General features: G+C 41.7%; 21 protein-coding genes. 13 read left to right on the top strand and 8 right to left on the bottom strand.

From position 1 onward, the window contains the following. Positions 1-318 precede the first annotated feature (318 nt). A complete protein-coding gene (gene trmD, locus VB711_RS20710) occupies positions 319-1,029 on the bottom strand; it encodes a tRNA (guanosine(37)-N1)-methyltransferase TrmD (protein ID WP_323288173.1) in 711 nt (236 codons plus the stop codon). Between the two features lie 528 nt (positions 1,030-1,557). Here trmD and VB711_RS20705 point away from each other — a divergent pair. The 5 genes from VB711_RS20705 (at position 1,558) to VB711_RS20685 (ending at position 7,985) form a co-directional block, all read left to right on the top strand. Continuing rightward, positions 1,558-2,421, top strand: coding sequence for a cyanophycinase (locus VB711_RS20705; RefSeq protein WP_323288172.1), 864 nt, complete (start codon positions 1,558-1,560; stop codon positions 2,419-2,421). 173 nt (positions 2,422-2,594) lie between these two features. Then, entirely contained in the window at positions 2,595-5,294 is a 2,700-nt protein-coding gene (cphA, locus tag VB711_RS20700) for a cyanophycin synthetase (protein WP_323288190.1), read from the top strand. 768 nt (positions 5,295-6,062) lie between these two features. Further along, a complete protein-coding gene (locus VB711_RS20695) occupies positions 6,063-6,263 on the top strand; it encodes a hypothetical protein (RefSeq protein WP_323288171.1) in 201 nt (66 codons plus the stop codon). Positions 6,264-6,436: 173 nt separating this feature from the next. Further along, a complete protein-coding gene (gene cbiT, locus VB711_RS20690) occupies positions 6,437-7,039 on the top strand; it encodes a precorrin-6Y C5,15-methyltransferase subunit CbiT (RefSeq protein WP_323288170.1) in 603 nt (200 codons plus the stop codon). 64 nt (positions 7,040-7,103) lie between these two features. Further along, positions 7,104-7,985: a phosphatidate cytidylyltransferase gene (locus VB711_RS20685; RefSeq protein WP_323288168.1), complete on the top strand. Its 882-nt coding sequence runs from the start codon at positions 7,104-7,106 to the stop codon at positions 7,983-7,985. A 292-nt stretch (positions 7,986-8,277) separates the two neighbouring features. Here VB711_RS20685 and VB711_RS20680 read toward each other — a convergent pair whose 3' ends face one another. Further along, positions 8,278-8,991 carry a DUF2993 domain-containing protein gene (locus tag VB711_RS20680; protein WP_323288166.1) on the bottom strand — a complete coding sequence of 238 codons (714 nt, stop codon included), beginning with the start codon at positions 8,989-8,991 and terminating at the stop codon, positions 8,278-8,280. 133 nt (positions 8,992-9,124) lie between these two features. On the opposite strand from VB711_RS20680, the gene VB711_RS20675 reads away from it, so the two are divergent. Both VB711_RS20675 and VB711_RS20670 read left to right on the top strand, forming a co-directional pair. Beyond that, positions 9,125-9,889 (top strand): pseudouridine synthase, encoded by a 765-nt coding sequence (locus VB711_RS20675; protein ID WP_323288164.1) that lies wholly within the window; start codon positions 9,125-9,127, stop codon positions 9,887-9,889. A gap of 26 nt (positions 9,890-9,915) precedes the next feature. Further along, complete coding sequence (locus VB711_RS20670; RefSeq protein ID WP_323288163.1) at positions 9,916-10,713, top strand: helix-turn-helix domain-containing protein; 798 nt, start codon at positions 9,916-9,918, stop codon at positions 10,711-10,713. An 83-nt stretch (positions 10,714-10,796) separates the two neighbouring features. Here VB711_RS20670 and malQ read toward each other — a convergent pair whose 3' ends face one another. Both malQ and pheA read right to left on the bottom strand, forming a co-directional pair. Then, entirely contained in the window at positions 10,797-12,305 is a 1,509-nt protein-coding gene (malQ, locus tag VB711_RS20665; RefSeq protein WP_323288162.1) for a 4-alpha-glucanotransferase, read from the bottom strand. A gap of 246 nt (positions 12,306-12,551) precedes the next feature. Next, positions 12,552-13,412, bottom strand: a complete 861-nt coding sequence (pheA, locus tag VB711_RS20660; protein WP_323288189.1) for a prephenate dehydratase — start codon at positions 13,410-13,412, stop codon at positions 12,552-12,554. Between the two features lie 97 nt (positions 13,413-13,509). Here pheA and VB711_RS20655 point away from each other — a divergent pair, with 97 nt between their 5' ends. Beyond that, positions 13,510-14,097 carry a DUF1997 domain-containing protein gene (locus VB711_RS20655; protein WP_323288161.1) on the top strand — a complete coding sequence of 196 codons (588 nt, stop codon included), beginning with the start codon at positions 13,510-13,512 and terminating at the stop codon, positions 14,095-14,097. Positions 14,098-14,214: 117 nt separating this feature from the next. Here VB711_RS20655 and VB711_RS20650 read toward each other — a convergent pair whose 3' ends face one another. The 3 genes from VB711_RS20650 to VB711_RS20640 all read right to left on the bottom strand — a co-directional run bounded on the left by VB711_RS20650 (position 14,215) and on the right by VB711_RS20640 (position 20,569). Then, positions 14,215-14,889, bottom strand: coding sequence for a ribonuclease HII (locus VB711_RS20650; RefSeq protein WP_323288188.1), 675 nt, complete (start codon positions 14,887-14,889; stop codon positions 14,215-14,217). 9 nt (positions 14,890-14,898) lie between these two features. Continuing rightward, positions 14,899-17,121 carry an Rne/Rng family ribonuclease gene (locus VB711_RS20645; protein WP_323288159.1) on the bottom strand — a complete coding sequence of 741 codons (2,223 nt, stop codon included), beginning with the start codon at positions 17,119-17,121 and terminating at the stop codon, positions 14,899-14,901. Between the two features lie 796 nt (positions 17,122-17,917). Next, positions 17,918-20,569, bottom strand: a complete 2,652-nt coding sequence (locus VB711_RS20640; RefSeq protein WP_323288158.1) for a TIGR03960 family B12-binding radical SAM protein — start codon at positions 20,567-20,569, stop codon at positions 17,918-17,920. Between the two features lie 734 nt (positions 20,570-21,303). On the opposite strand from VB711_RS20640, the gene VB711_RS20635 reads away from it, so the two are divergent. Next, positions 21,304-21,501, top strand: a complete 198-nt coding sequence (locus VB711_RS20635) for a hypothetical protein (protein ID WP_323288157.1) — start codon at positions 21,304-21,306, stop codon at positions 21,499-21,501. A 68-nt stretch (positions 21,502-21,569) separates the two neighbouring features. On the opposite strand, the gene VB711_RS20630 is transcribed toward VB711_RS20635, so the two are convergent. Continuing rightward, on the bottom strand, positions 21,570-21,899 hold the full coding sequence (locus tag VB711_RS20630; RefSeq protein ID WP_323288156.1) for a hypothetical protein: 330 nt from the start codon (positions 21,897-21,899) through the stop codon (positions 21,570-21,572). A gap of 514 nt (positions 21,900-22,413) precedes the next feature. On the opposite strand from VB711_RS20630, the gene clpS reads away from it, so the two are divergent. The 4 genes from clpS (at position 22,414) to VB711_RS20610 (ending at position 24,593) form a co-directional block, all read left to right on the top strand. Beyond that, a complete protein-coding gene (gene clpS / locus VB711_RS20625; protein ID WP_323288155.1) occupies positions 22,414-22,695 on the top strand; it encodes an ATP-dependent Clp protease adapter ClpS in 282 nt (93 codons plus the stop codon). A 142-nt stretch (positions 22,696-22,837) separates the two neighbouring features. Then, positions 22,838-23,668, top strand: a complete 831-nt coding sequence (locus tag VB711_RS20620) for a type II CAAX endopeptidase family protein (protein ID WP_323288154.1) — start codon at positions 22,838-22,840, stop codon at positions 23,666-23,668. 68 nt (positions 23,669-23,736) lie between these two features. Then, positions 23,737-24,093 (top strand): hypothetical protein, encoded by a 357-nt coding sequence (locus tag VB711_RS20615; protein WP_323288153.1) that lies wholly within the window; start codon positions 23,737-23,739, stop codon positions 24,091-24,093. 8 nt (positions 24,094-24,101) lie between these two features. Continuing rightward, positions 24,102-24,593, top strand: a complete 492-nt coding sequence (locus VB711_RS20610) for a hypothetical protein (protein WP_323288152.1) — start codon at positions 24,102-24,104, stop codon at positions 24,591-24,593. Positions 24,594-24,770 lie beyond the last annotated feature (177 nt).

Below are 24,770 nucleotides of genomic sequence, written 5' to 3'. Positions count from 1 at the left end.
CTCTTTAACTGTGTTCTAATTCAAAGTTATGGTCAGAGATACGGAAAATATTCGGTTAGTGTTGTGTCCTTTTGTATCTCTGCCATCAAAACATAAAACTTAACATTGTTATTTTACTACTAAACTGAATCTCCAACCAATCATAAAAGTGATATCATTCTTTTGATGGATGTCCGGTGATAGCTCGAATAGTGGCCACGTCAACACCACTCGGATGAAGGTGGGTAATAAAAGTCCTACGGGTTGATATTATCAATTCCAGCTTTAACGGTGTGATTCTGGGAGCATCCCAGATCGGAATGAGTAACTCCTAATTTCTTAATCTTCTAATTCCCTAGATTTTTTATCTTCTTCCCATTTTTCCAGCAAATCGGGACGACGGGAAGCAGTCCTTTGAATTTGTTGCTGGTAACGCCAACGGGCAATTTCCGCGTGATTACCACTTAGCAAGACATCTGGCACCTTCCAACCCCGAAAATTAGCCGGACGGGTGTACTGGGGAAAATCCAACAACCCCTCCTCAAAACTTTCCACCTTCAGAGACTCCTCCTTCCCCACCGTACCCGGTAGCAAGCGCACCACCCCATTAATCAAAGCCATAGCGGGAATTTCTCCCCCAGTCAGAATAAAATCTCCCAAAGAAACCTCACGGGTGACTAAATTTAAAACCCTTTCATCCACACCTTCATAATGCCCACAAATCACCACCAACTGATCGTAATTACTAGCCAATTCGCGCAACAGGGGTTGATTGATCGTTTGACCTTGGGGACTCATCAAAATTACCTCCTTTCGCGGTAAAATCGGCAAAGACTCCACAGCCGCAAAAATCGGATCTGGTTTCATCAACATCCCCACACCGCCTCCGTAGGGTTCATCATCTACCTTCCGGTGCTTATCGGTGGTAAAATCTCTAGGGTTAACAAGATTGACTAGGGCAATCTGTCTGGACAAGGCTTTACCCAAAAGGCCAGAACTTAAAATCGAGGTAAAACAGTCAGGAAAAAGCGTAACTATATCAAAACGCACAGTAATTCGTATTTGAGGACACTAATCTAAGATTGAATATCTAGTAACCACTACCAGTCAATGAGAGGCAAGACCACAGATAAAAATGATCAACAGTATCTAAAAGTACCAGAATTTTTGGTTCTTTGGTGGGGTCAAAAGTTTTTCTAATTACTTAATTTATGTTTAAATATTGTCACAACTAGATTTAAATTAATAATCCCACCAAAGTTAACAACTTCCAGGATGCATCGAGCCAGCCTCAGAAATTAAGAGTGTCAAGACCTGCTCACCCCCAACTCCAGAGGGGAAACCTAAAGCCCAAACCTAGAGTGTAAACTTAGCTCCTAAGTGCTATTTTGCCCTACTAGAGCCAAATAAATAGTTAAAAAACTAGGCTCTGGCGATGAGGAACAGTAACGGATACTTAAAAACTGAGGACTGGAGTGCTTCAAGCAGTGTCCTCTCACCAAAAGCAAAAGGCGAAAACGAATAGGGCTACTAAACCTTGTTAAATTCACCTGAAGTTGTTCGACGACCAGAAACACAATGCCGCAATTAAAAGCTAAATCGCTGGAAATGAGGACACCCCAAGCAACAAAAACCGCCGTTCTAGTTATCGGAGGCGCGGAAGACAAAGTTCACGGACGGGAAATCCTACGAACTTTTGTTAGTCGCGCTGGTGCTAACAAGGCGTATATTACAATTATTCCATCAGCATCCCGCGAACCAGCCATCATCGGTGGTAGGTACATTCGCATTTTTGAAGAAATGGGTGCTGAAAAGGTGGAAATTTTAGACATTCGTGAGCGGGAACAATGCGAAAATCCCCAGTTTCAAGCCTCCTTGCAAGCCTGTAGCGGGGTCTTTTTGACAGGAGGAGATCAGTTACGCCTGTGTGGAGTATTGTCAGACACACCAGCAATGGAAATTATCCGACAACGGGTGAGGGCTGGACAATTAACCCTAGCAGGGACAAGTGCCGGGGCAGCAGTAATGGGGCATCACATGATTGCCGGGGGTGGCAGTGGCGAAACACCTAATCGTTCCCTTGTGGATATGGCGACGGGGCTGGGATTCATTCCTGAAGTGATTGTTGACCAGCACTTTCATAACCGTAATCGCATAGGACGACTGGTTAGCGCGATCGCTGCCCACCCCGACCGACTAGGCATTGGCATTGATGAAGATACTTGTGCCGTATTTGAACGTGATGGCTGGCTACAAGTAATGGGTAAAGGTAGCGTGACAATTGTTGATCCCACAGAACTCACCCACACCAATGAACCCCATGTCAGTGCCAACGAACCCCTAACCTTGCACAATTTACGTTTACATATCCTCAGCTATGGCGATCGCTTCCACCTTTACCAACGTACTGTTTTACCGGCGGTGCATCGGATCTCCAGCTGAAAAGATAGAGTATCTCAAGTTACACTGAAATTGATTGCACCGTTAATTCTGACTGCAAAAGAACTTAGATGAATACCATTTAAAACGAAAAAACTGTTCATTACAAACAGTTTAGCAGTCAATTTCAGTAAGAAACTAGAGTTTTGGTTCCGAATCTCCATCTACCTATTCCCATGAGAATCCTCAAGATCCAGACCTTACGCGGCCCAAACTACTGGAGCATTCGACGTCACAAGCTGATCGTTATGCGCCTCGATCTAGAAAACCTCGCCGAGATGCCCTCGAATGAAATCCTTGGCTTTTACGAAGGATTAGTAGAGGCGCTGCCAAGTCTGGAGGGTCACTATTGCTCCCCCGGCTGTCGTGGTGGTTTTTTGATGCGAGTACGAGAAGGAACAATGATGGGCCACATCGTCGAACACGTAGCCTTAGAACTCCAGGAATTAGCTGGAATGCACGTAGGTTTTGGCCGCACTCGCGAAACTGCCACACCTGGAATTTTTCAGGTAGTAATTGAGTACCTAAATGAGGAAGCAGGACGCTATGCGGGACGTGCAGCAGTCAGGCTGTGCCAAAGTATTGTTGATCGGGGTCGTTACCCCAAGGCAGAACTAGAGCAAGATATCCAAGACCTGAAAGACTTCGCCCGTGAAGCATCTTTAGGCCCTTCTACAGAAGCAATTGTCAAAGAAGCCGAAAAAAGAGGCATTCCCTGGATGCCTTTGGCAGCACGCTTCTTGATCCAGATAGGCTACGGCATCCATCAAAAACGGATGCAGGCCACAATGACCGACCAAACCAGCATTTTGGGTGTGGAACTAGCTTGCGATAAAGAAGCCACCAAACGCATCCTCGCCGCTAACGGTGTGCCTGTACCCAGAGGGACAGTGATCAACTTCCTCGATGACTTGGAAGAAGCACTGGAACACGTTGGTGGCTATCCCATCGTGATCAAACCTCTAGACGGTAATCATGGCCGGGGTATCACCATTGACATCCGCACTTGGGATGAAGCGATCGCTGCCTACGAAGCCGCTAGACAGGTTTCACGGTCAATTATTGTGGAACGGTATTATGTCGGCCGTGACCATCGGGTATTAGTCGTTAATGGCAAGGTAGTAGCCGTAGCCGAGCGCGTCCCTGCCCACGTCATTGGCAATGGCAGATCCAGCGTTGCGGAATTGATTGAAGAAACAAACCTTGACCCCAATCGCGGAGAAGGACACGATAACGTCCTGACCAAAATTGAACTAGACCGCACCAGCTACCAACTACTAGATAGGCAAGGCTACACCCTCAACAGTGTTCCCCCCAAAGGGAAAATTTGTTATTTGCGATCGACCGCTAACCTCAGTACAGGTGGCAGTGCTGTAGACCGAACCGACGAAATCCACCCGGAAAACGTTTGGTTAGCACAGCGAGTAGTCAGAATTATCGGCCTAGATATTGCTGGTCTAGATATCGTCACTACAGATATTAGCCGCCCCCTGCGAGAAGTAGATGCGGTGATCGTCGAAGTTAACGCCGCCCCTGGTTTCCGAATGCACGTCGCCCCCAGCATTGGCACTCCTCGCAACGTTGCCGGGGCTGTGATGGATATGCTTTTCCCCAACGGGCAATCTAGCCGTATCCCCATCCTCAGCGTCACAGGAACCAATGGCAAAACCACCACTACCCGCCTATTAGCCCATATTTATAAGCAAACAGGTAAGGTGATAGGTTATACGACCACAGACGGAACATATATTGGTGATTACTTAGTCGAATCAGGAGACAACACAGGACCCCAAAGCGCCCATGTGATTCTCCAAGATCCCACCGTAGAAGTTGCCGTATTAGAAACTGCCCGTGGGGGCATTCTCCGCTCTGGGCTAGGGTTTGAAGCTGCTAATGTCGGTGTGGTGTTAAACGTAGCGGCTGATCATCTGGGCATCGGTGATATAGATACCATTGAGCAATTAGCTAACCTCAAAAGTGTCGTTGCTGAAGCAGTATTTCCTGATGGGTATGCTGTACTTAACGCCGACGATCGCCGTGTCTCGGCCATGGCAGAAAAAACAAAAGCCAATATTGCCTATTTCACCATGAACCCAGACTCAGAACTGGTAAGGCAACATATTCAAAAAGGAGGAGTGGCCGCAGTCTACGAAAATGGCTATTTGTCAATTGTTAAAGGTGATTGGACACACCGAATAGAACGAGCCGAAACCATCCCCTTAACCATGGGTGGACGCGCACCGTTTATGATTGCCAACGCTTTAGCAGCAAGTTTGGCAGCCTTCGTGCAGAATGTGACTATCGAGCAAATTCGCGCAGGCTTAAAGACTTTTCGCGCTTCAGTTAGTCAAACGCCGGGACGAATGAATTTGTTTAATTTGGGTAAATACCATGCCCTAGTAGACTATGCCCATAATCCCGCCAGTTATGAAGCTTTGGGAGCATTTGTCCGTAACTGGACAACGGGACAGTGTTTTGGTGTAGTTGGTGGACCAGGCGATCGCCGTGACGAAGATTTTGTGACTCTGGGTAAATTATCAGCAGATATTTTCGACTACATCATTGTCAAAGAAGATGATGATACTAGAGGAAGACCACGGGGATCAGCTTCAGATTTGATTATTCAAGGCATTACCCAGGTTAAACCCAATGCCCGTTTTGAATCAATTCTGGATGAAACCACAGCCATTAACAAGGCTTTAGACATGGCTCCCGATGGTAGTCTGGTGGTAATTTTACCAGAAAGCGTTAATCGAGCTATTGAGTTAATTAGGGTGCGTGGTGTCAAGGAAGAAATACAGCCGCAAAACTCAACCACGACTAATGATTCCCAAAATGGGATTGCTCCTTCTTCAGTCGTCAATACATTGCTGTAACTCCTGGTAGAGACGGAGTAATTCTCGTCTCTACTTTCGGTTATTTTGGTGATGTTTCTCAGTTCGTCTGGTTATCGGTATTTTTTATTTTTTCGCACTCAACCTCCAAGGCTTGTTCCTGTTGGGGAATTTTTCTGAATCGAAAATTTAGAGCTATTTTTTAATCAACCTAATACATACGCATTGACAGAATTTATCTCTTGTAGGGTGCGTCAGACCCGATGATTGAGCATCTAACAGATGTTCTCTATGTGACGCACCGCACTAATAACGTATACTAAACACGGCTTAATTATTTGATTCTGTGGGTAGGGGTTTAGCAGTGCTCATTGGTGTCAACTTAAGATTAAATCGGCGGTTAAAAACCGCATCTACACAGGCAAAACCCACCTCCGTGGGTTTCAGATCCTCGATTTTTTCTGAGTCCGCGCAGGCGGACTTTGTTTGTGTAGCCGCGACTTCCAGTCGCCGGGGCTTAAGTTGACACGTATGAGTGCTAAACCCCTACAAATCTGGGTTTGTCGTAATTTTGTAAAAGTCCATGTCCCAACCGTTTTTAGTATAAGTTGCTTTTTTAGTGAAACAAGGTGCGTCAGAAACTTAAAATTGGTCATTTCAGCCTAAATTATTCCGTCTGACACACCCTACAGACTACAAAATATCCGAAAAATTAATAACTAGCAACTTGAGTTAATCTACGTTTGAACCATTTCGCTATGCTCCCAATCAAGTAGAATTTAGAAGTTGTTTGTTAAAATTGTGGGAAGAATGGCGACAAGAAGGAGTTTAGACGGACAACGTTTAATTATAGTGAGTTTACTAACAGGACGTTTTGGGACTTTAGATGAGGAGTTATCTGCTATTGTTACTCCAATTATTGAACTTTCTCTGACAGAAAGAACCCAGTTATTACTCAATTTGTCTAATCTTTCCCGTGATGAATTATTAGCTAGATTTAGAGTTGATTGACATCAATGGCATAAATAAAGTTGAACATCACCATTTTTACTACAACAGATTTTTTAAAATATACTTAGGTGGGGCAATGTCTGACAAAACCCAGAATATAGTGGGCATTGCCCATTTTACTTTTTTTAATAGGCAAGTTCTATCCTTAATGAATGATCTCTGATTAAATTTTTATGTCTTCCCAACTCTGGCCTTATGTTACTCCTGGTATCCCCGATGAACTATTCGAGAATTTACCAGGGATTCCCCTAACTCAAAGAGAATTACGGTTACTATTAATAGCCCAATTGCGACTAACACGCGATTCCGTATTGTGGGATATTGGCGCTGGTACAGGTACAATTCCTGTAGAAGTGGGGTTACTATGTCCTAGTACCAAGGTGATTGCGATAGAACGAGATGAAGAAGTAGCTAATTTGATTAAACGTAATTGCGATCGCTTTGAAGTCAAAAATGTGCAAGTCATCGAGGGAAACGCCCCAGAGTGTTTACAAGAGATCAAACTAGCCCCTCAGCGCCTTTGTATTGAAGGAGGAAGACCCATCCAAGAGATATTACAAGCGGCTTGGCAATATCTACCACCCACAGGTCGCGTAGTGGCTACAGCAGCTAATTTAGAAAGTCTGTATGCGATATCTCAAAGCTTTTCCCAATTAAGGGCCAGAAATATCGAAGTTGTGCAATCAGCAGTTAATCGCTTAGAAACAAGGGGTTTCTCTCAAACCTTTGTTGCGGCTGATCCCATTTTCATTGTCAGTGGTGAGAAACTAGATTAAATCTATTCGGTTTTCGGTTTTGGGTTCAATCCAAAATCTAAGATCTAAAATCCAAAATACTATTATGCCTTGGTCTCGAATTATTAGCGGAATTATTGCGATCGCTCTTGCGTTATTATCAACACTTTTAGGGGGTTGGTACTTTACCAGTGCGATCGCGATCGTTGTCTTCTTAGGTCAACAAGAATATTTTAATCTGGTACGAGCCAGAGGCATAGCTCCTGCTGCCAAAACTACCATGTTCGTCAGTCAAGTTTTATTAGCAATTTGCACCATTGACGGTAGTTTAGCTGATGCTGTTATGCCCCTAGCCGGCACTTTAATTTGTTTTTATCTCCTATTTCAACCCAAAATGGCCACCATTGCCGATATTTCCGCTTCGATCATGGGACTATTTTATGTAGGCTATTTGCCCAGTTATTGGGTGCGCTTACGCAATCTTAATAATTTAACTCTTAGTAATCTCCCTTTTGGTGGTTACTGGCCGACAAACTGGCATCACCTTCTAGAACAAGGCAATTTTGCCTCCTTACCACCGGGTTTAACAGCCACAATCTTAACTTTCCTCTGTATTTGGGCTGCTGACATCGGCGCTTACGTTATTGGCAAATTCTTTGGTAAAACCCGTTTATCAGACATCAGCCCCAAAAAAACCGTAGAAGGTGCAGTTTTTGGCATCATTGCCAGCGTTACAGTAGCTATACTAGGAGCTTATTATCGACCCTTACCTCATCCCCTCTTCACAGGGTTAGCATTAGGTTTACTTATCGGCATTGCTAGTATTTTAGGCGACCTTACTGAGTCCATGCTCAAACGAGATGCTGGTGTCAAAGATTCAGGACAATTGATCCCCGGTCACGGAGGCATTTTAGACCGCACTGACAGTTATATTTTCACCGCTCCTTTGGTTTACTACTATATGACACTTTTGTTGCCTCTGTTATAGGTGATTGGTGACACTATGGCTTACGCCACGCTACGCCACGCTACGCTATCGACTTCGCTCAGTGCTAGTTGGTGATTGGTGATTGGTGATTGGATAATCTTCAAATCCGTGTAATCCATTAAATCCGTGATCGTGATTGATAATAAAAGATTTATTCCTCCCCTGCCTCCCCTGCCTCCCCTGCCCCCTGCCCCCTGCCCCCCTGCCTCCTACCCCCTGCCTCCCTACTCGACAAGAGAGAGATATAATTAAAATTAAAGACCTCTAACTCTTTAATCCAAGTTTCTAATAATTATGGATTAACGTTAATCTGACCACGACAGACTAATTTACCGGGGATCACTGTTAGTGCTTGGATCTTGACATCTGAACCCAGATATAAATTGTACTCGTCACACATATCTAAGAGTGCTACTTGATTTTGTAGAATTTGCACCTGTGTTAATTGCAATTCTTGAGCGTTAAAAAGCTGTAACCCGGCAAAAATCTCCAAAAATGAGGATTCAATTGCAGATAGCAGACTACCACGCAATATCAATCTTTGATCATCAAGACTAATTTTTTCCCAGAAAATGGGCTTGGATTTTGGACAGTATTCTGGTAATAATTTAACCAGTAGATCATTTAAAGCAGTTGATAATAACTCAGAGGAAAGGGAATTATTAAGATCCTGTTCCTCCACTATTAATTCAGCAACCACTGGTACTGTATCTAATAGCTGTAATGGCTTGCCTCTAACGACTGAGCCGATATTGATCTGAATGTTCTGTGCGTCTAATGCAATTTGCGTAATATGAAGACCTTGATAAACAGCACCACTAGCAAAAATAGATACCGAAGGAACACACCCAGAAAGAATTTCGCGATCGCTTGCTCCAATCTGTACTGCAATCTGAGATACTTGACTTAATTGAGTTCTCAACCAAAGCTTGATCGCCTTTGTCAAGACTTGGGTAATTATTCTTGATTTACTTTTGCTAGTATCTGAAGAATTTGGCTCTGTCATTTAACGTCTCTAACAGGGATATTTACTAAAAAATGGAGAAATCTTAAACAAGCCTTAAATTTAACACTTATGGCTATTAACTACAGAACCCGAAAAATATGGTTTAAATATTAAGCAAAAGCACTATTTACAAATGGAGGCACGGTTACAGAAAATTATCGCTCAATGGGGAATAGCCTCACGTCGTGAAGCCGAAGAAATGATTCAGCAATCACGGGTGCGGATAAATGGAATATTGGCACATTTAGGTCAAAAAGTCGATCCTCAAAGAGACATCATCTCCATAGATGGTAAAACCGTGTCTGAAAAACAACGTCCAGCTTTAATTTATCTATTACTATACAAACCCCTTGGCGTTGTTTCCACTTGTTACGATCCTCAAGGCAGACCAACAGTTATCAGCCTACTACCACCAGAATTACAAACTGGTTCAGGCATTCACCCAGTCGGGAGGTTAGATGTAGACTCCACAGGGGCTTTAATCTTGACCAATGATGGAGACTTAACATTTGGACTCACTCATCCCAGTCATAGTATTGCCAAGACATATCATGTTTTGGTTAAAGGACACCCCCCAGGAGCAATCATAAAAATGTGGCAGCAGGGAGTAATTTTAGAAGCAAGAAAAACACGACCAGCAAAAGTGTCTGTAATCAAAAGATTTGCAGATACAAGCCGTTTAGAAATCATCTTACAGGAGGGAAGAAATCGTCAAATTCGTCGTATAGCCGAAAAGTTGGGATATCCAGTAGTCGAACTTCATCGAACAGCTATCGGTTCAATTCAATTACAAACCCCAAAAGCACCATTGTTACAACCAGGTAACTATCGCTATCTCACAAAAGACGAGATTGTTTTTTTAAAAGACCAGATAAAGAGTGTACATAAAAAAAATTAAGCTGAGTTAAGGAGTATAGAAACAGCATGAAATGGCTAAGAAGGAAGGATGAAAAGCCAACCAAACCTTCAATCAAGGAAGAACAATCCGAACATTTAGCACAGTTGGGCGCTAAATTGGGGGCATTACGTCAAGAAAAAGGTCTATCTCTAGATGAATTAGTGGCACTGACTAGGATTCCTCGGCGACTATTACAAGCAATAGAAGAAGGTAATCTTGAAGAGTTACCAGAACCTATCTATATTCAGGGTTTAATTAGGCAATTTGCCGAGGTATTGGGGATGAATGGCATAGAATTTGCCAGCACTTTTCCCATCGGTTCTCAGTTAATCAATGTACAACAACATTGGCAACCTAAACCTGTTGAACAATTACGTCCTGGACATCTTTATATATTGTACATTTTTCTAATTATCTTCTCCGTCAACAGTTTGTCTCAGGTATTGAATAAGGCAACATTACAAGCAAATAATAGTCCTAACCCAGCTAGGTTAGCACCAATACAAATTCAAGGTAATAACTCATTACTAATTCAACCTGTTAGCAGCAATCGAGACAAACAAGCCGTACAGATTGGTGTCACCTTGAAATCTTCTTCTTGGATTCGTGTTGTTGCTGATGGAAAAACCGAATTTGAAGGAGTTTTACCCCAGGGAAGTCGCCGTACTTGGAAAGCCACCCAACAATTAACAGTGAAAACTGACAATGCTGGTGGTGTGTTGATGAGTGTAAATCAGCAAAAAGCTAAGGAAATGGGAGAACCGGGCAAAGTAGAAGAAGTGAAAATTGCGGCCAATTCTAAATTTTCAACAGTTCAAAACTGAGAGTATCAATCGAAAAATTGCTTTGAGTGCTGAGTGCTAAGAGGGGAATATCTCTTTAGACTCAGAACTCAGGAGTTGTTACTTTAGGATTTGATCGGGGATCTGCCACAAAGTTGGGTCAGATTTTTTAGGCGATCGCCCACTTCGTCTGTCAATGCACCCGCTTGATAACACCAATCCCAATTACCCTCGGCCGTACTGGGAAAATTCATTCTTGCTTCTGTTCCTAAACCCAAAACATCCTGTAGAGGAATAATTGCTTGATTAGCGATCGAACTCAAGGCCAAACGAATCAAATCCCAGTTCACACCATCAGGGCTGATAGAACCTAAATACATCAGCAAATTGCGTTTTTCCCAATCACTAGCTTGATCAAACCAGCCCAAAGTCGTGTCATTATCGTGAGTGCCAGTATAAACCACGGCATTACGTGGGTAATTGAAAGGTAAAAATGGATTACCGGGATCAGAACCAAAAGCAAACTGTAAAACCTTCATTCCAGGAAACTCAAACTTATCTCGCAATGCTTCCACCCCTGGCGTAATTACCCCCAGATCCTCAGCTAAAATCGGCAATTTACCCAACTTCTGCTTAATTACCTCAAAAAAAGCATCTCCAGGCGCATCTACCCATTCTCCATTAATTGCGTTTTCTTCCCCTTGGGGTACAGACCAAAAAGCCTCAAATCCCCGGAAGTGGTCAATGCGGATGATATCGACATAATCCAACATGGCCTCAAACCGTTGTACCCACCATTTAAAGTCTTGTTTTTCCAGTTCTTCCCAGTTATAAACCGGATTTCCCCATAATTGACCAGTGGTGCTAAAATAATCAGGTGGAACACCAGCCATTTGTGCAGCTTCACCAGTCTCCTCATCTAGGGCGAAAATGTCAGGATTTGCCCACACATCAGCACTATCATGAGCCACGTAAATAGGGATATCGCCGATAATATCTATACCATGGTCATTGGCATATTTCTTGAGTTCCGACCATTGACGGAAAAACTCATATTGAATAAATTTGTAATAAAAGATCGGCTCTTTTAGCTCATTTTCTACCTTATTTAAAGCTTCTGGATCTCTTTTAGCTATTTCTTTGTCCCAACTGTACCAACTCTCACCATTTTGAGAATCCTTGAGCGCCATAAATAGGGCATAATTATCTAGCCAGTAGGCTTTACTGTCACAAAATTTAGCAAAAGCTTGTTTTTGGTCAGTAGTTGCTTGAGTTTTAAAGTTCTCGCAAGCCTGAGTTAGCAGATTAATTTTAATGGGGATAACTTGGTCAAAATCCACTGTATTTGCAGGAAATGTCGGAAGATCAGCAAAATCTTGGGTTGTTAGCAAACCCTCATCTACCAGTTTTTCTGGACTAATCAACAAAGGATTACCCGCCATTGCTGAGTAGCACATATAAGGGGAATTTCCGTAACCAGTGGGGCCTAGAGGTAAAACTTGCCAATATTGCTGGTAAGTTTCTTTGAGAAAATCAATAAAACGATAAGCTTCTGAACCTAAATCCCCAATACCAAAACGACTAGGGAAAGAACTCGGATGTAGTAAAATACCACTTGATCTAGGAAAAGGCATATTTATCCTGAAAATATAGGATGAGGGTTTATAGACAAAACAGTTGAGTTAATGATTATTGTAGATTTGTTTGACACAAGGAGAGCGATCGCATTTTCATAAGTTATCCCAAATACCGAAAGCATTAAAAAACCAATAGCCGAACAATAAACAAAATATAAACATCTTTTTCCCTCTACCTCCGCGTTCTCTGCGTCTCTGCGGTTCGTTTTAAAAATTCCGTAATGCCTCTCAGACACTAAATTTTCAAAGAGTAATTGACAACACATTGTAACTCCCAAAAATTTTTAATATTTCTGTGTGATTTTGTAATTCTTCTAAAGCTGATTTCATAATAAATGAATTAAGTTCTGCTTCTAAGTCCATGAAAAATAAATATTCCCCTAAAGAACGTTTTGTAGGACGAGACTCAATGCGACTGAGATTGATACTTTGTTGAGCAAATATTTGTAAAGGCTTGACTAATGCACCAGGTACATTGGCTGGTACACTGAAAGCTAGGGATGTATAAGTAGGATTTGTTAAAGATATTTGGTAGTTATGGTCTACTTGACTAATTACCCAAAACCGAGTGCAGTTTTCAGGATAGTCGTTGATACCAGTTGCTAAAACAGGTAAATTATAAAGTTGGGCTGCTCTATTGGAAGCGATCGCTGCGGTTGTAATTTCTAAGTTTAATCTTTGCAGTGCTTCCGTTGTCGAATTGCTAGGAATTAAATTCACATTGGGTAAAAACTCACCTAACCACCCCTGACATTGGGCTAAAGCTTGGGGGTGAGAATAAACAGTTTGAATATTATCTAGGTTCGGGGCATAGGAAATTAAAGTATGGCTGATGGGCAAAACTAGAGCTAATTGAATCCGTAAATTTTCCAACTGCCACAAAGTATCCATTGTCATAGTTACACTGCCCTCAATGGAATTTTCGACCGGCACAACGGCTAAGTCGGCTTGCTGGGTAGCTACAGCTTGTAGAGATTGGGCAATGGTAGGATAGGGAGATAAGTTAGCTTCTATGCCCTGATTTTTTAGCCAGTTAAGATAAAAAAAAGCCGCTTGTTCAGCGTAAGTTCCAGGGGGACCCAAATGAGCGATCGCTAAATTCATACTTGTATCCATAAAGTTTGCCAGTTTTTGCAACAAAATCTTCAATCTAGTTTATTAAAAAATATTAAAATTATAAAACAAATAGTTAAACTCGCTTATGTTCACCAAGTTTACTGCTTCTCAATCAGTTGAAATCGCTGTTCCCAAACAGCCTATTCCTATTCAACACTACTTGCGTCAGCCCCAACGCCTAGTCAAAGCCCTGGTTGACAACAGTAGAATGCAACAGATATCTGACGACGTATTTCGGCTGAAAATGCGATCGCTCTCTTTTATGTCCTTAACCATCCAACCCACCGTAGACATGAGAGTTTGGGCAGAATCTCATGGAGGAATTTACTTACGTTCTGTTGGTTGCGAAATCCTGGGGTTTGAATATATTAACCAACGATTTGCTCTAAATTTAAAAGGATATTTATCACCTTACCAAACAGATAGCGGCACACGTCTACAAGGAAAAGCTGATTTAGAAGTCCAAGTAGACCTACCACTGCCATTTTCTATGACTCCCAAGCCAATTTTAGAAGCTACAGGTAATGGTTTACTCAAAAGTGTATTGTTGACAGTTAAGCAAAGATTGTTACATCAACTATTGGCAGATTATCGTCATTGGGTCATATCACAAAGCGAAGAAATCAAGATTAGCAATGATGCAACTGAATTACCAATATTAAATCCAGAGTAGATCACAGATTTAACGGATGACACGGATGACACGGATTAATTGATTAGTGAAAGCAATAAACCCTTTTTTATTCTGCCTTCTGCCTCCTGCCTCCTGCCTCCTGCCTCCTGCCCCGTATCACCCATCACCCACTTTACAAGGTCGAAAAGACTGACGATGCAACCGCGAGGGACCATGCTTTTGTAAAGCCAGCAGATGGCGCTGGCTACCATAACCTTTATTACGTTCTAAGTCATACAGAGGATATTTAGCTGCCAGACGCATCACCAAATCATCACGCCAGACTTTGGCCATGATACTAGCAGCCGCAATATTGAGCGATCGCTCATCGCCTTTGACAATAGTTTTCTGTGGTATAGATAAACCCTTTACTAACTGATTTCCATCAACTAAACAGAGTGTAGGCTGTACCCTCAATTTCAGTACAGCCCGCTTCATCGCTAACAAGGTCGCCTGTAAAATATTTAACTCATCAATTTCCGCAGTAGAAGCAAAACCAATTCGCCAGTCTACAGCCAAGGTACTGATTTGCTGTGCTAATAGAGTTCTACGAGAACTAGACAACTTTTTACTATCTCTAATATTAGCTGCCATTAAACTGGGCAAAGCTTCTTTTGGTAGGATCACAGCGGCCGTAACTACAGGTCCAAAAAGCGCGCCCCTGCCCACCTCATCAACTCCTGCAACCAGACCCTCAACATCTAAGCACGTAGATAACTCTAGCCAACTTGTAAATTCACCTAATGGTGCTGACGACCAAATAGCTGCGGCCGTTTGCTCTGTCTCTCCCATCATGGCAAATTAACTTTCTTCGGAGTTGAATGTATCTGTATCCAATGCTGAAGACCGACGACGACGACGACGATTAATAGTGGAACTGGAACTATTCACCTCATTGTCAGGTGCGGTACTAGGAAAACCTATCTCGTTAGCTTCTGGAAAAGAGGGTTCAACAGGTAACTTAGAAAAAGATCGTTCCTCTGGTTCAGGTTCAGGTTCAAATTTAGGTTCAGGTTTAGGTTCAGGTTCAGGTTCAAATTTAGATTCGGGTTCAAATTCAGGTTCAAATTCAGGTTCAAATTCAGGTTCTGGTTTAAATTTAGGTTCTGGTTTCTTGATCACAATAACTTCAGAACTTTGTCTTTCATTAATAAAAGACTCTGGTGTTGATTCAGGTGGTGAATTTGGTGATTGTCCAGGTTTAACAACATTGAAAATTACAGATTTGGGATTTTTCACTTCCCTATCTAACTTCACCCCAGGAGAAACCCCCATTAAAGCATACACATCTTGCTCCCGGACGGACATTTCTACAGTCCTAATCTCTGGAGGATCTACTACGGGTTTGATTGGCTCAACTTTAATCTTTGCCCGTTCTGTTCTGTCATTCCAACTAGGTTTACCAATACTGGGTAAGGGAATTTCTGGTGTTGTTGGTAGGTCTGCTTCGCTATCTAAGTCTAAATCTGGCTCGTTGACAAAACCTAAAGAGTTAGGATTCAGCCGAATGTCATCTTTTCCGTTAGCCCCATTCAAACCAATGCGACTGCGACGGGTGCGGGTACGACGCTTGTTGTCGCCCATTTCTTGATAACTGGGATGATTAACTAAATGCTCAACATCACCGTCAAATCCTTCCCCAAATCCCTCTCCTGCTTGAGATGAGCCACGACCGTAGTTTTCCCGGATTTCTGGGATGCGGGCTGTTGGCATCCGTGGTTCTCGTTGGGGCATAGGAGTAAAACGATCTGGGATGTCTGCTGCGGGAATTGGCATTCGGTGTTCCAGTTCTCCCGGTAAGCGGACTGTATGCCCTAAACCGCCACAGGTGGGGCAAGTTTCACCAAATAATTCATAAATGTTTTGTCCTTGGCGTTTGCGGGTCAGTTCTACTAAACCAAGTTCAGTCAGTTGGGCTATTTGGGGACGGGCTTTATCGGCTTTTAGGGCTTTGTTAAAGTGTTCTAAAACTTGCAGTTGGTCCCGTCTAGCTTCCATGTCAATAAAGTCAACGACGATCACCCCGGCAATATTCCGCAAACGTAACTGACGGGCAATTTCTGTGGCTGCTTCGCAGTTTGTCCACAATACTGTTTCTCTGGCTGTGGCCGATCGCGTAAAAGAACCAGAGTTGACATCTATAACGGTTAATGCTTCCGTTGGTTCAATGATGATGTAACCACCCGATGGCAGGTCTACTCTAGGTCTGAGGGCTTCACGAATGGCGGCGCTGATGCGGAAATATTCTAAAATCGGAGAGCGATCGCGGTGATGATCAATCAGCAATCCTTGGGGTGTCTGACCTCCACTCCAATTCTGTAAATACTGTTTTACCCTTTTCAAGCCGGTGCTAGAATCAACCACAATCCGATTCACATCCGCACCGTACATATCCCTCAACACACGTTGAATAAAGTCATCATCCCGGTTGAGCAATGCCGGAGCCCTGGTTGATTGAGCTTCCTGTTGGATTGTCTCCCACTGCTTTTGCAGCACTTCTAGATCTTCAATAATTGCTTCTTCTGGCTTGCCTTCTGCTTCTGTTCGCACCAATAAACCCATCCCCGCAGGTTTAATTAAAATTGCTAAGGCACGCAATCGGTTACGCTCGCTTTCACTCTTAATCCGTCGGGATAAATTCACACCTCTGCCATAGGGCATCAACACCACATAACGTCCTGGTGATGTAATGTTACCCGTGAGCCTTGGTCCCTTGGTTCCCGTCGGCTCTTTCATTACCTGCACCAACACCTTTTGCTGGGGTGTTAACAATTCTGTAATCGCTGCGGCGGTGCGTTTTAGCCTCAGTGGACCTAAATCTGTGACGTGAATAAAACCGTTGCGTTCTGGATCACCGATATTTACAAAAGCTGCATCTATCCCAGGTAAGACATTTTCGACCACTCCCAAGTAGACATCACCAATTTGATGATGACCCGTAGCTACAACCAGTTCTTGTATTTGATCTTCTGAAAACACGGCCGCAATTTGATGCTGTTCCGCGATGATAATTTGTTTTGGCATTCAATTTCCTCAAAAATTGGTAGCACCAACGGGGATTAAGAGTGCTACTGTAATACCTCTCGCCCCAACTGAACCACCAAAAGGTGCTACTGGTGATAAATATTGTAAATCTATGCTCAAGTAGAGCTATTGACACTATGACACTGTAATTGCGTTTCCACGCTCAATTTTTCAGTCAGGCTGCATATTGTTTAAGTAATGAACTCAACTCCATCGGTTGATTTCTAATCAATACCATCACCCTCTAGTACCGTTGTGCAGAGTTTACCATATCTTTCCTTCCGGCAGCCAATGGGCAAAGGGAAGCTACTCTGCGGATATCTACAAAGCTTAAAAAGCTAATTTTGTAGCTTACTACCAACTAGGGATATGGTGTCTTCATTTTCCCCACAGTTCCTTTGAGGATAGTGCGGGTTTCTCAGGTAGTCTTCTCAATACCTTACCTATTTTTTGTAGGTTGAGTTAAGCGATACGCGCAACCCGACGTATTTGTTGGGTTTCTTACCGCAACCCAACCTACAGATCAAGACTTTTTTTAGTTTGTACAAGGTATTGCTTCTATGAAGACATTAACTGAGCTTTAAAACCATCAGCCCTAGTGACTTTTAGAGATAATTTTTAACTTTTTCGATAGGCTGCTTTTCAGCATTTAATTGAATTATACCTATTCAGTTAAAATTATATCGAATATTTTGAAAAAAACTCAACTATTCTCACTATTTGTTCTTGCTACCCACAAAGACAACAATCAGAATGTTTCTTTTTTCTCAAGTCTACGGCACGCTACCCATTAATCTCATACTGACTGGCTACAGTACAGATATGAAACCTCTGCTGTTTCAGCTAAAATTAGTCGGTTGCGGTGGATATGCAGGAGATGAAATTCTGCATTGGCCACTGTCTCTAGCATAAGCAATATTTGCTCAGGTCGCAAGATCACACCATCAGGACGACAACTACCCACATAAGTAAGTTCAGCTTTTGTTTCTGTTTCTAGCTCTTGGGTAGCTACTAATTTAATTTCAAATAAGCGATCGCGCAGATTTATGAGTTGCTGTTTCCCTGATTTGGTTGTATGCTCAGACCATATCTCCTCTTTGGCTTTGATAGCTTCAATCCAGCTTGGCCATTCTGCTTTGTCTCCTTCCCGGTGTGGTGTAGAAACAGTTAGCAAATACTCGGCTTTTTCTAAACATTGAGTAGCTGCTGGTGACTTTAAATCTATCTCTGCTACGTTGTATATGGGTAAGTCAACAGGCATTTGGCTGACTAGTTGGGTGCGAAAGGTTTCCACATCCATTGGTTGAGTTAATTCAAAATCGACAATTTCCCCACTGCTGGTATTTCCCAAGGATAAGGCGCTCGCTATGACAATGCGGGGATTAGGATGAAATCCACCACTAAAGGCTATTGGTAAGCCAGCCCTGCGTATCACTCGATCAAACAGACGCATTAAGTCTAAATGACTCACTAAAGCCATATCACCTTGTTTACCAAACCAAACTCTTAGGCGTTGGGCTTTGGTGGTGTTGGGAATGAAATCACCAATAAAGGTGGGTATAGGCAGGGCTTTAATGACTACATTATGACCAAAATCGCTGCCACAGACTCCACAATGGGAACAACCTTCAAAAGAGCAGTCGGGAACAATTGCTGCCTCTAAAGCCCGTTTTAAGTCTTCCTGTAGCCATTTTTTATCTATGCCTGTATCAATATGATCCCAGGGTAGGGGGATATCAAGGGGGGAATTTTGATCTAGTTTGTCTTTTGTTTCCTTGGTATTGAATAAATTCCACTCGCCGTTTTCAACTAGACGATATTTCCAGTCTAGACCAGCTTGAGATATGGCATCACTCCAAGCTGTAAATGCCTGATCTACGTTGTCATACCAAGAATCCATACCCGCGCCCAATTTCCAAGCTTGATGTAATACTTTACCTAAAGAGCGATCGCCCCTACCAATAAAGTCTTCCATGGCCGAAATACGCACATCCGTGAAATTTACCTTCACCCCCCGCAGAGAGCGAAATTCTTGCCGCAATAAGTTTTGTTTCCTTTTAAATTCTGAGGTAGAAACTGAATGCCATTGAAATGGTGTGTGTGGCTTAGGCGTAAAGTTAGAAATCGTTAAGTTAAAGTTCAGTAGTTTCCTACCTTTCTCCCAACATTCCTGTTGTAACCAACTTACCGTTTCCACAATGCCCAACACATCGACATCTGTTTCGCCGGGTAAGCCAATCATAAAATACAACTTGATTTTATTCCACCCTTTTTCCCAAGCAGTTTTCACTCCCCGTAACAATTCTTCATTTGTCAATCCCTTATTGATAATATCTCGCATTCGCTGAGTTCCAGCTTCCGGCGCGAAAGTCAAACTTCCTTGCCTTGTTCCCCCCAGAATGTTGGCGATATTTTCATCAAATCTATCTACTCGCTGACTGGGTAAAGTTAGGGAAATATTCTCATTTTTCAACCGATTTTTGATTTCCATCCCTACGGCAGGCAGAGATAAATAATCAGAACAACTCAGAGATAATAGAGAAAATTCATTATAACCTGTAGCCCGCATTCCTGCTTCTATGGCTTCTACTACCTTCTCTGGTTCTACATCTCGTGCTGGACGAGTCAGCATTCCTGGTTGACAAAAGCGACAGCCACGGGTGCAACCGCGCCTAATTTCAATTGTCAAACGGTCGTGGACTGTTTCCACAAAGGGAACTAAACCAATAGAATAGGCCGGAATTGGGGTCGCTACCCGGCGCAAAATTCTTTTTGGCACCTCTGGACGCAGGGGAGATACTGCACCACCCTCTACCATTTGATAAAATTGAGGCACATACACGCCCGGATTTTGTGCTAATTTTAGTAACAATTCCTGGCGACTCAACCCGGCTTTTTTTCCCTCTGCCAATACCACACCAATTTCTGGCAGTAGTTCTTCCCCATCTCCCAAGGCAAAAAAATCGAAGAAGTCGGCGTAGGGTTCAGGGTTCGATGTTGCTGTTTGCCCACCGGCGAAAATTAGGGGATAATTTCCCTGGGAGCGTTCTTGCGATGTTAGAGGAATTTGGGCTAAGTCCAACATTTCTAGGATGTTGGTGGCACCTAATTCATAACTAAGATTAAAGCCTAAAATGTCAAATTCCGTCAACCAGCGTTTAGACTCTACCGCAAACAAAGGTGTATGGGTGTGGCGGAGTTTAGCCGCTAAGTCTGTTCCTGGTAAATAAGAGCGATCGCACAACTGGCCTGGTTGGGCATTTAAAATGTTATAGAGGATAATATGCCCTAAATTAGATGCCCCTACTTCATATACCTCTGGGTATGTTAACACCCAGCGTATTGTTGCCGAGTCCCAAGGCTTATGTACTGCTAAACGCTCGTTTCCCAGATAACGGGCTGGTTTTAAAATATCTGCTGTGATTAATTTTTCTACTAAAACAGCCACTTGCTATCTTCTAGCCAACTTAAATTACACCTAACCGATCCCAACTTAGCATTTATTCGATCTTTTGCCCATAGCATCCATAAGTTTACCCTGGTTTAATAATCTTGCACTAATCTCATGATTAAATAGCAGTCTACGAATTACAGGGTTAAAAGTCTGTTTGTGCCTTGGTTTGAGCAATAACTACGGTTTCCTTGACGGGTACTATGAAATCAATTTAACCGTAAAATTGAATGAGCTTATTTAAACATATACTGTTTTTCTGAGATTGACTACACCTATTAGATATCTTTGCCCAATCTTTATTACTTGAGTAAGCTGTTCTAGATTGAGTTTGCCTTTATTCATTAGACAAGATGCTTTTCCCCTCTGGCTTTCCTCTTGGTTGCATTTTGTATTTTGCACTTTCAACTACTAACCTCTGTTTAAAGATTGTCATAAATGTACCTAAAACAGTATTGATCTATACATTTTTTTTGTCTAATGTAAAAAACAATCAACATAGATATCTAAAGTGCAGATTAATCAAGTGTAACCCAGGTGATCAAACCTACTTCAGCTATCAACTAGCAAAGTTCCGTCACCTGTGCCAATCAGTAAAAATAGACTGGATAACAAACTGTGCATCTCCATCTAATCGTGATCTTAATCACTATCCTAACCTTGATTGGATCACTTTTTATACAAACCTTAATCTTGGATAATAAGTAGTAACTATAGTTTGTTTGTTTGCTATGAGAACTAGATTTGCAATTCGTCAATTGGTAGAGAAAGCTCTGCACATCAGAAAACTAACACCGGAAATAGAAAACGAAATTAACTCAGAATTGACACAGCTAGGTTACATCTCTGATGTTGACTACGAAGCCTTAGAATTATTAATGGCAGAGATGGATGCTGGTCGAGTGCAGTTAGTACCCAGCATGGGTTAAGCACCAAAACAGGATAACATTACAATTATTAACTTATTTCGGTGCGATCGCCCAGCAATCCTCAGCAATTACCATAACTGCTGTATAAAACAATGGAGTTCTTGTTGTGCAACTGGTTCACATTCAGGTTTTGGTTCTTTCGCTAAAAGTTGACTCAATAAAGAAATTACTTCCGTATCTACAGCTAGACGAAATAAACCTATAGGCAAAATTAGATCAGAAGTATCACGTAAATCAGTCATTAATAGTGGTTCACAGCTAAAATCAGCCATTAGCAAAGGGCGTACCCAGCATAACTGACGTGAAACCACAACTTGAATAACTTCTGCATAAAGATTTTTGTTACCACCATCCAACGCAACAATTTGTCCAGATGGGAAATTAGAGATAGTGTCCATAGTTATATAGTAATATGATATTAGGACTTGATCTGCATCAACCGAAATTCATCATTTCCAGCTTTATTAGTAGGGTGCGTCAGATAGAAAAATATGGCTAATGGTGATGAAATTATCGGTTCTGGCGCACCGTAGAAGAAACGAAAAACACAAGCCATATTTATTCAAGTAATGAGTAAGTTCTAAAATATACCACTTTGGTGTTTGGTTTTCCACCCATTGAAAATTTTAGATCACTTGTATTCAGAGCATTAAGGGACTGCCAAGAAATATTTGAGTATTTTTTATTTAGCAGTCCCTAAGACAAAATTTAAGCAAATAAGGCATGAAAATTGTCTAAATTTCTTTACTCTACCTGTTTAATATGTGATATAATCATCATGATTATAAAAATAACCAAAAAATTTTAGCGTCTTTAGACCTGAAATTGTGAGAAAATTAGGTAAATTGCTGTTTAGCAAGTCCTAGACAGGAATACGCCTGTAGTAAATTAAAAATAGAAGAGCAAAGAGTAGTGTCAGTCGAAACTATTGAGAAGCGTTCAACAACCCGCAAGCTCGCGCCTCGGTATCGCGTTCTGCTCCATAATGACGACTACAACTCAATGGAGTATGTGGTTCAAGTTTTAATGACCACCGTACCGAGCCTCACCCAGCCCCAGGCTGTTAGCATCATGATGGAAGCTCACAGTAACGGGTTAGCTTTAGTGATTACTTGCGCTCTAGAACACGCTGAATTTTATTGTGAAACTCTAAAAAGTCACGGTTTGAGCAGCACTATTGAACCTGACGAATAGTTATTGATCATTGGTCATTAGTCAAAATATATACAGCAGGGAATGGACTAAAAGTCTTTTGTTATTTGAGTTCTATGATAACTATATGTTCTCAGGCAACAGACAGCCACCATACTAGACTAATGATGATTGACCCAATTCTATGAAAATCAGCTTTGATCAACTTTCCCAATGCCCCGTCCCCTTGAGAGTGGGCTGTTTTTTGCTGTGTTTATCACTGTTATGGTTGCCAATAGCCACACCAATTTACTTATTAGTGGGTGATGCTAATTTAGTTAGTATCTTGACAATGGTGGTATTATATGTAGAGTTTATTTTTCTTCTCCGATTTTGGGGTAAAAAAGTATATCAGCAAAACCGAATATTCCGCCATTATGGGTTAGACATTTCGCGGAAAAATGCTGTAGATGTGCTAGGTGGTTTGGCTATTGGATTAGTTAGCACGGTAATTTTATTTGGTGTACAAGGTATTTTTGGTTGGTTGGTGTGGCAAAAACCGGGAATTTTTCTAATAAAAATTGTTTTAGAAGGTTTATTAGTTAGCTTGGGTGTGGGTTTTGCTGAAGAATTATTATTTCGGGGTTGGTTATTAGATGAGTTGCAGCGAGATTATAGTTTAAAGATAGCATTGTGGATAGATGCGATTTTATTTGCTGTAGCGCATTTTATCAAACCCTTAGAAGCAATTATTCATACCTTGCCACAATTTCCAGCTTTAGTTCTTTTAGGGTTAACGCAGGTATGGGGTAAACGTTGGAGACGGGGACGTTTAGGTTTACCAATTGGTTTACATGGTGGTTTGGTTTGGGGTTATTACATTATTAATGTTGGGGAATTAGTAAAATATTCTGGACAAGTTCCTGATTGGGTAACGGGTGTGAATAATAATCCTTTACAAGGGGTGATTGGGGCTTTGTTTATGGGTGGTTTGGCTGTATCTATGAGGGTAAGAAGCTTAAAACGTGAAACTTAAAAACTACTGAAAATCGTGGTAATAGTAACAAAAATCACAAAAAACCATCAAAGGTTGGAGTTAATACCTTGATTCAAGGAAATGGATTTAGCATAAAGGAGAGCAAATTCGATTATTTTTTTGGTCGTGTTACTTCTAATCCATCCAATCAAAAAAGATCATTGCAGAACTTGGAGGATTTAAAAAAGTTAGGGATAGATGAAGCCAGAGGTGGACGCGAACAGTTAATGAAAGTTTTTCAGGATGGTTTGAACTCTGCTGAGGTGAAGCGCATAACAACTGAATATGGAACTATCATTGTGAAAAAAGTAGAAGTAGCTAGTGTTGAATCTAAAGGTGCTATAGAAATCTCCTACTTTTATCCTGGTTCTAATCTATCAGCAGTTCCAGAGGTAAGTTCTATTATTCCAAAAATTTATTGCTAGGAGTCAAAATGAACATAAATAACATTAATGAGTCCCAATTTCAGAAAATTGACAGTATTCGGAAGATTATTGTTCACGATCATGCTAGAAGATTTGCATCAATTAATTTACGTAATTTGGGAAAATGTGGACTTAGCTGGAGGAGTGATTTAATTGAGCCAATGGTGATGTTTTCACCAGATGAATCTACTGTTTGGATTGGTGTTGATCAACAGTTAGTTGCTCTTGACTTAAACCAGGGGAAAATTTCTGTTGCTTTACCGCTAAATAGTAGCTTAGTACAAATATTGGCACTTTCGTTTATAACTGTTGTACTAACTGAGTTAGAAGTGTTTATACTTAACTTAGATAATTCTATTCAATGTATTAAAGGACTCCCTGAAATCGGTTCTGAAATATCTATTCAGGGTAAAGATTTAATCATTGGCTTGCTAGATGGAGATGTTTTGATTTTGAATATTGAAACAGGCAATTTTAAGGAAACTGCAATGAGTTATTAGAGAATATTTATCAATTTTTAGTCAGATATTTTAATTTTAGTCTAGTAACTCTTTGAAAAAGCATGAATTTATTTCACGCAGAGGCGCAGAGACGCAGAGAGTAAGAGTTTGGGAGATGGAATGATCTTTACCTAAAACAAAAACGCCCCCCGATACCGGAGAGCGCTTTTAACTAAA

The organism is Cronbergia sp. UHCC 0137, from assembly GCF_034932285.1.
GTDB lineage: Bacteria > Cyanobacteriota > Cyanobacteriia > Cyanobacteriales > Nostocaceae > Cronbergia.
Note: the sequence above shows the minus strand (reverse complement) of the source record. Positions and strands in the feature narration are given on the sequence as shown.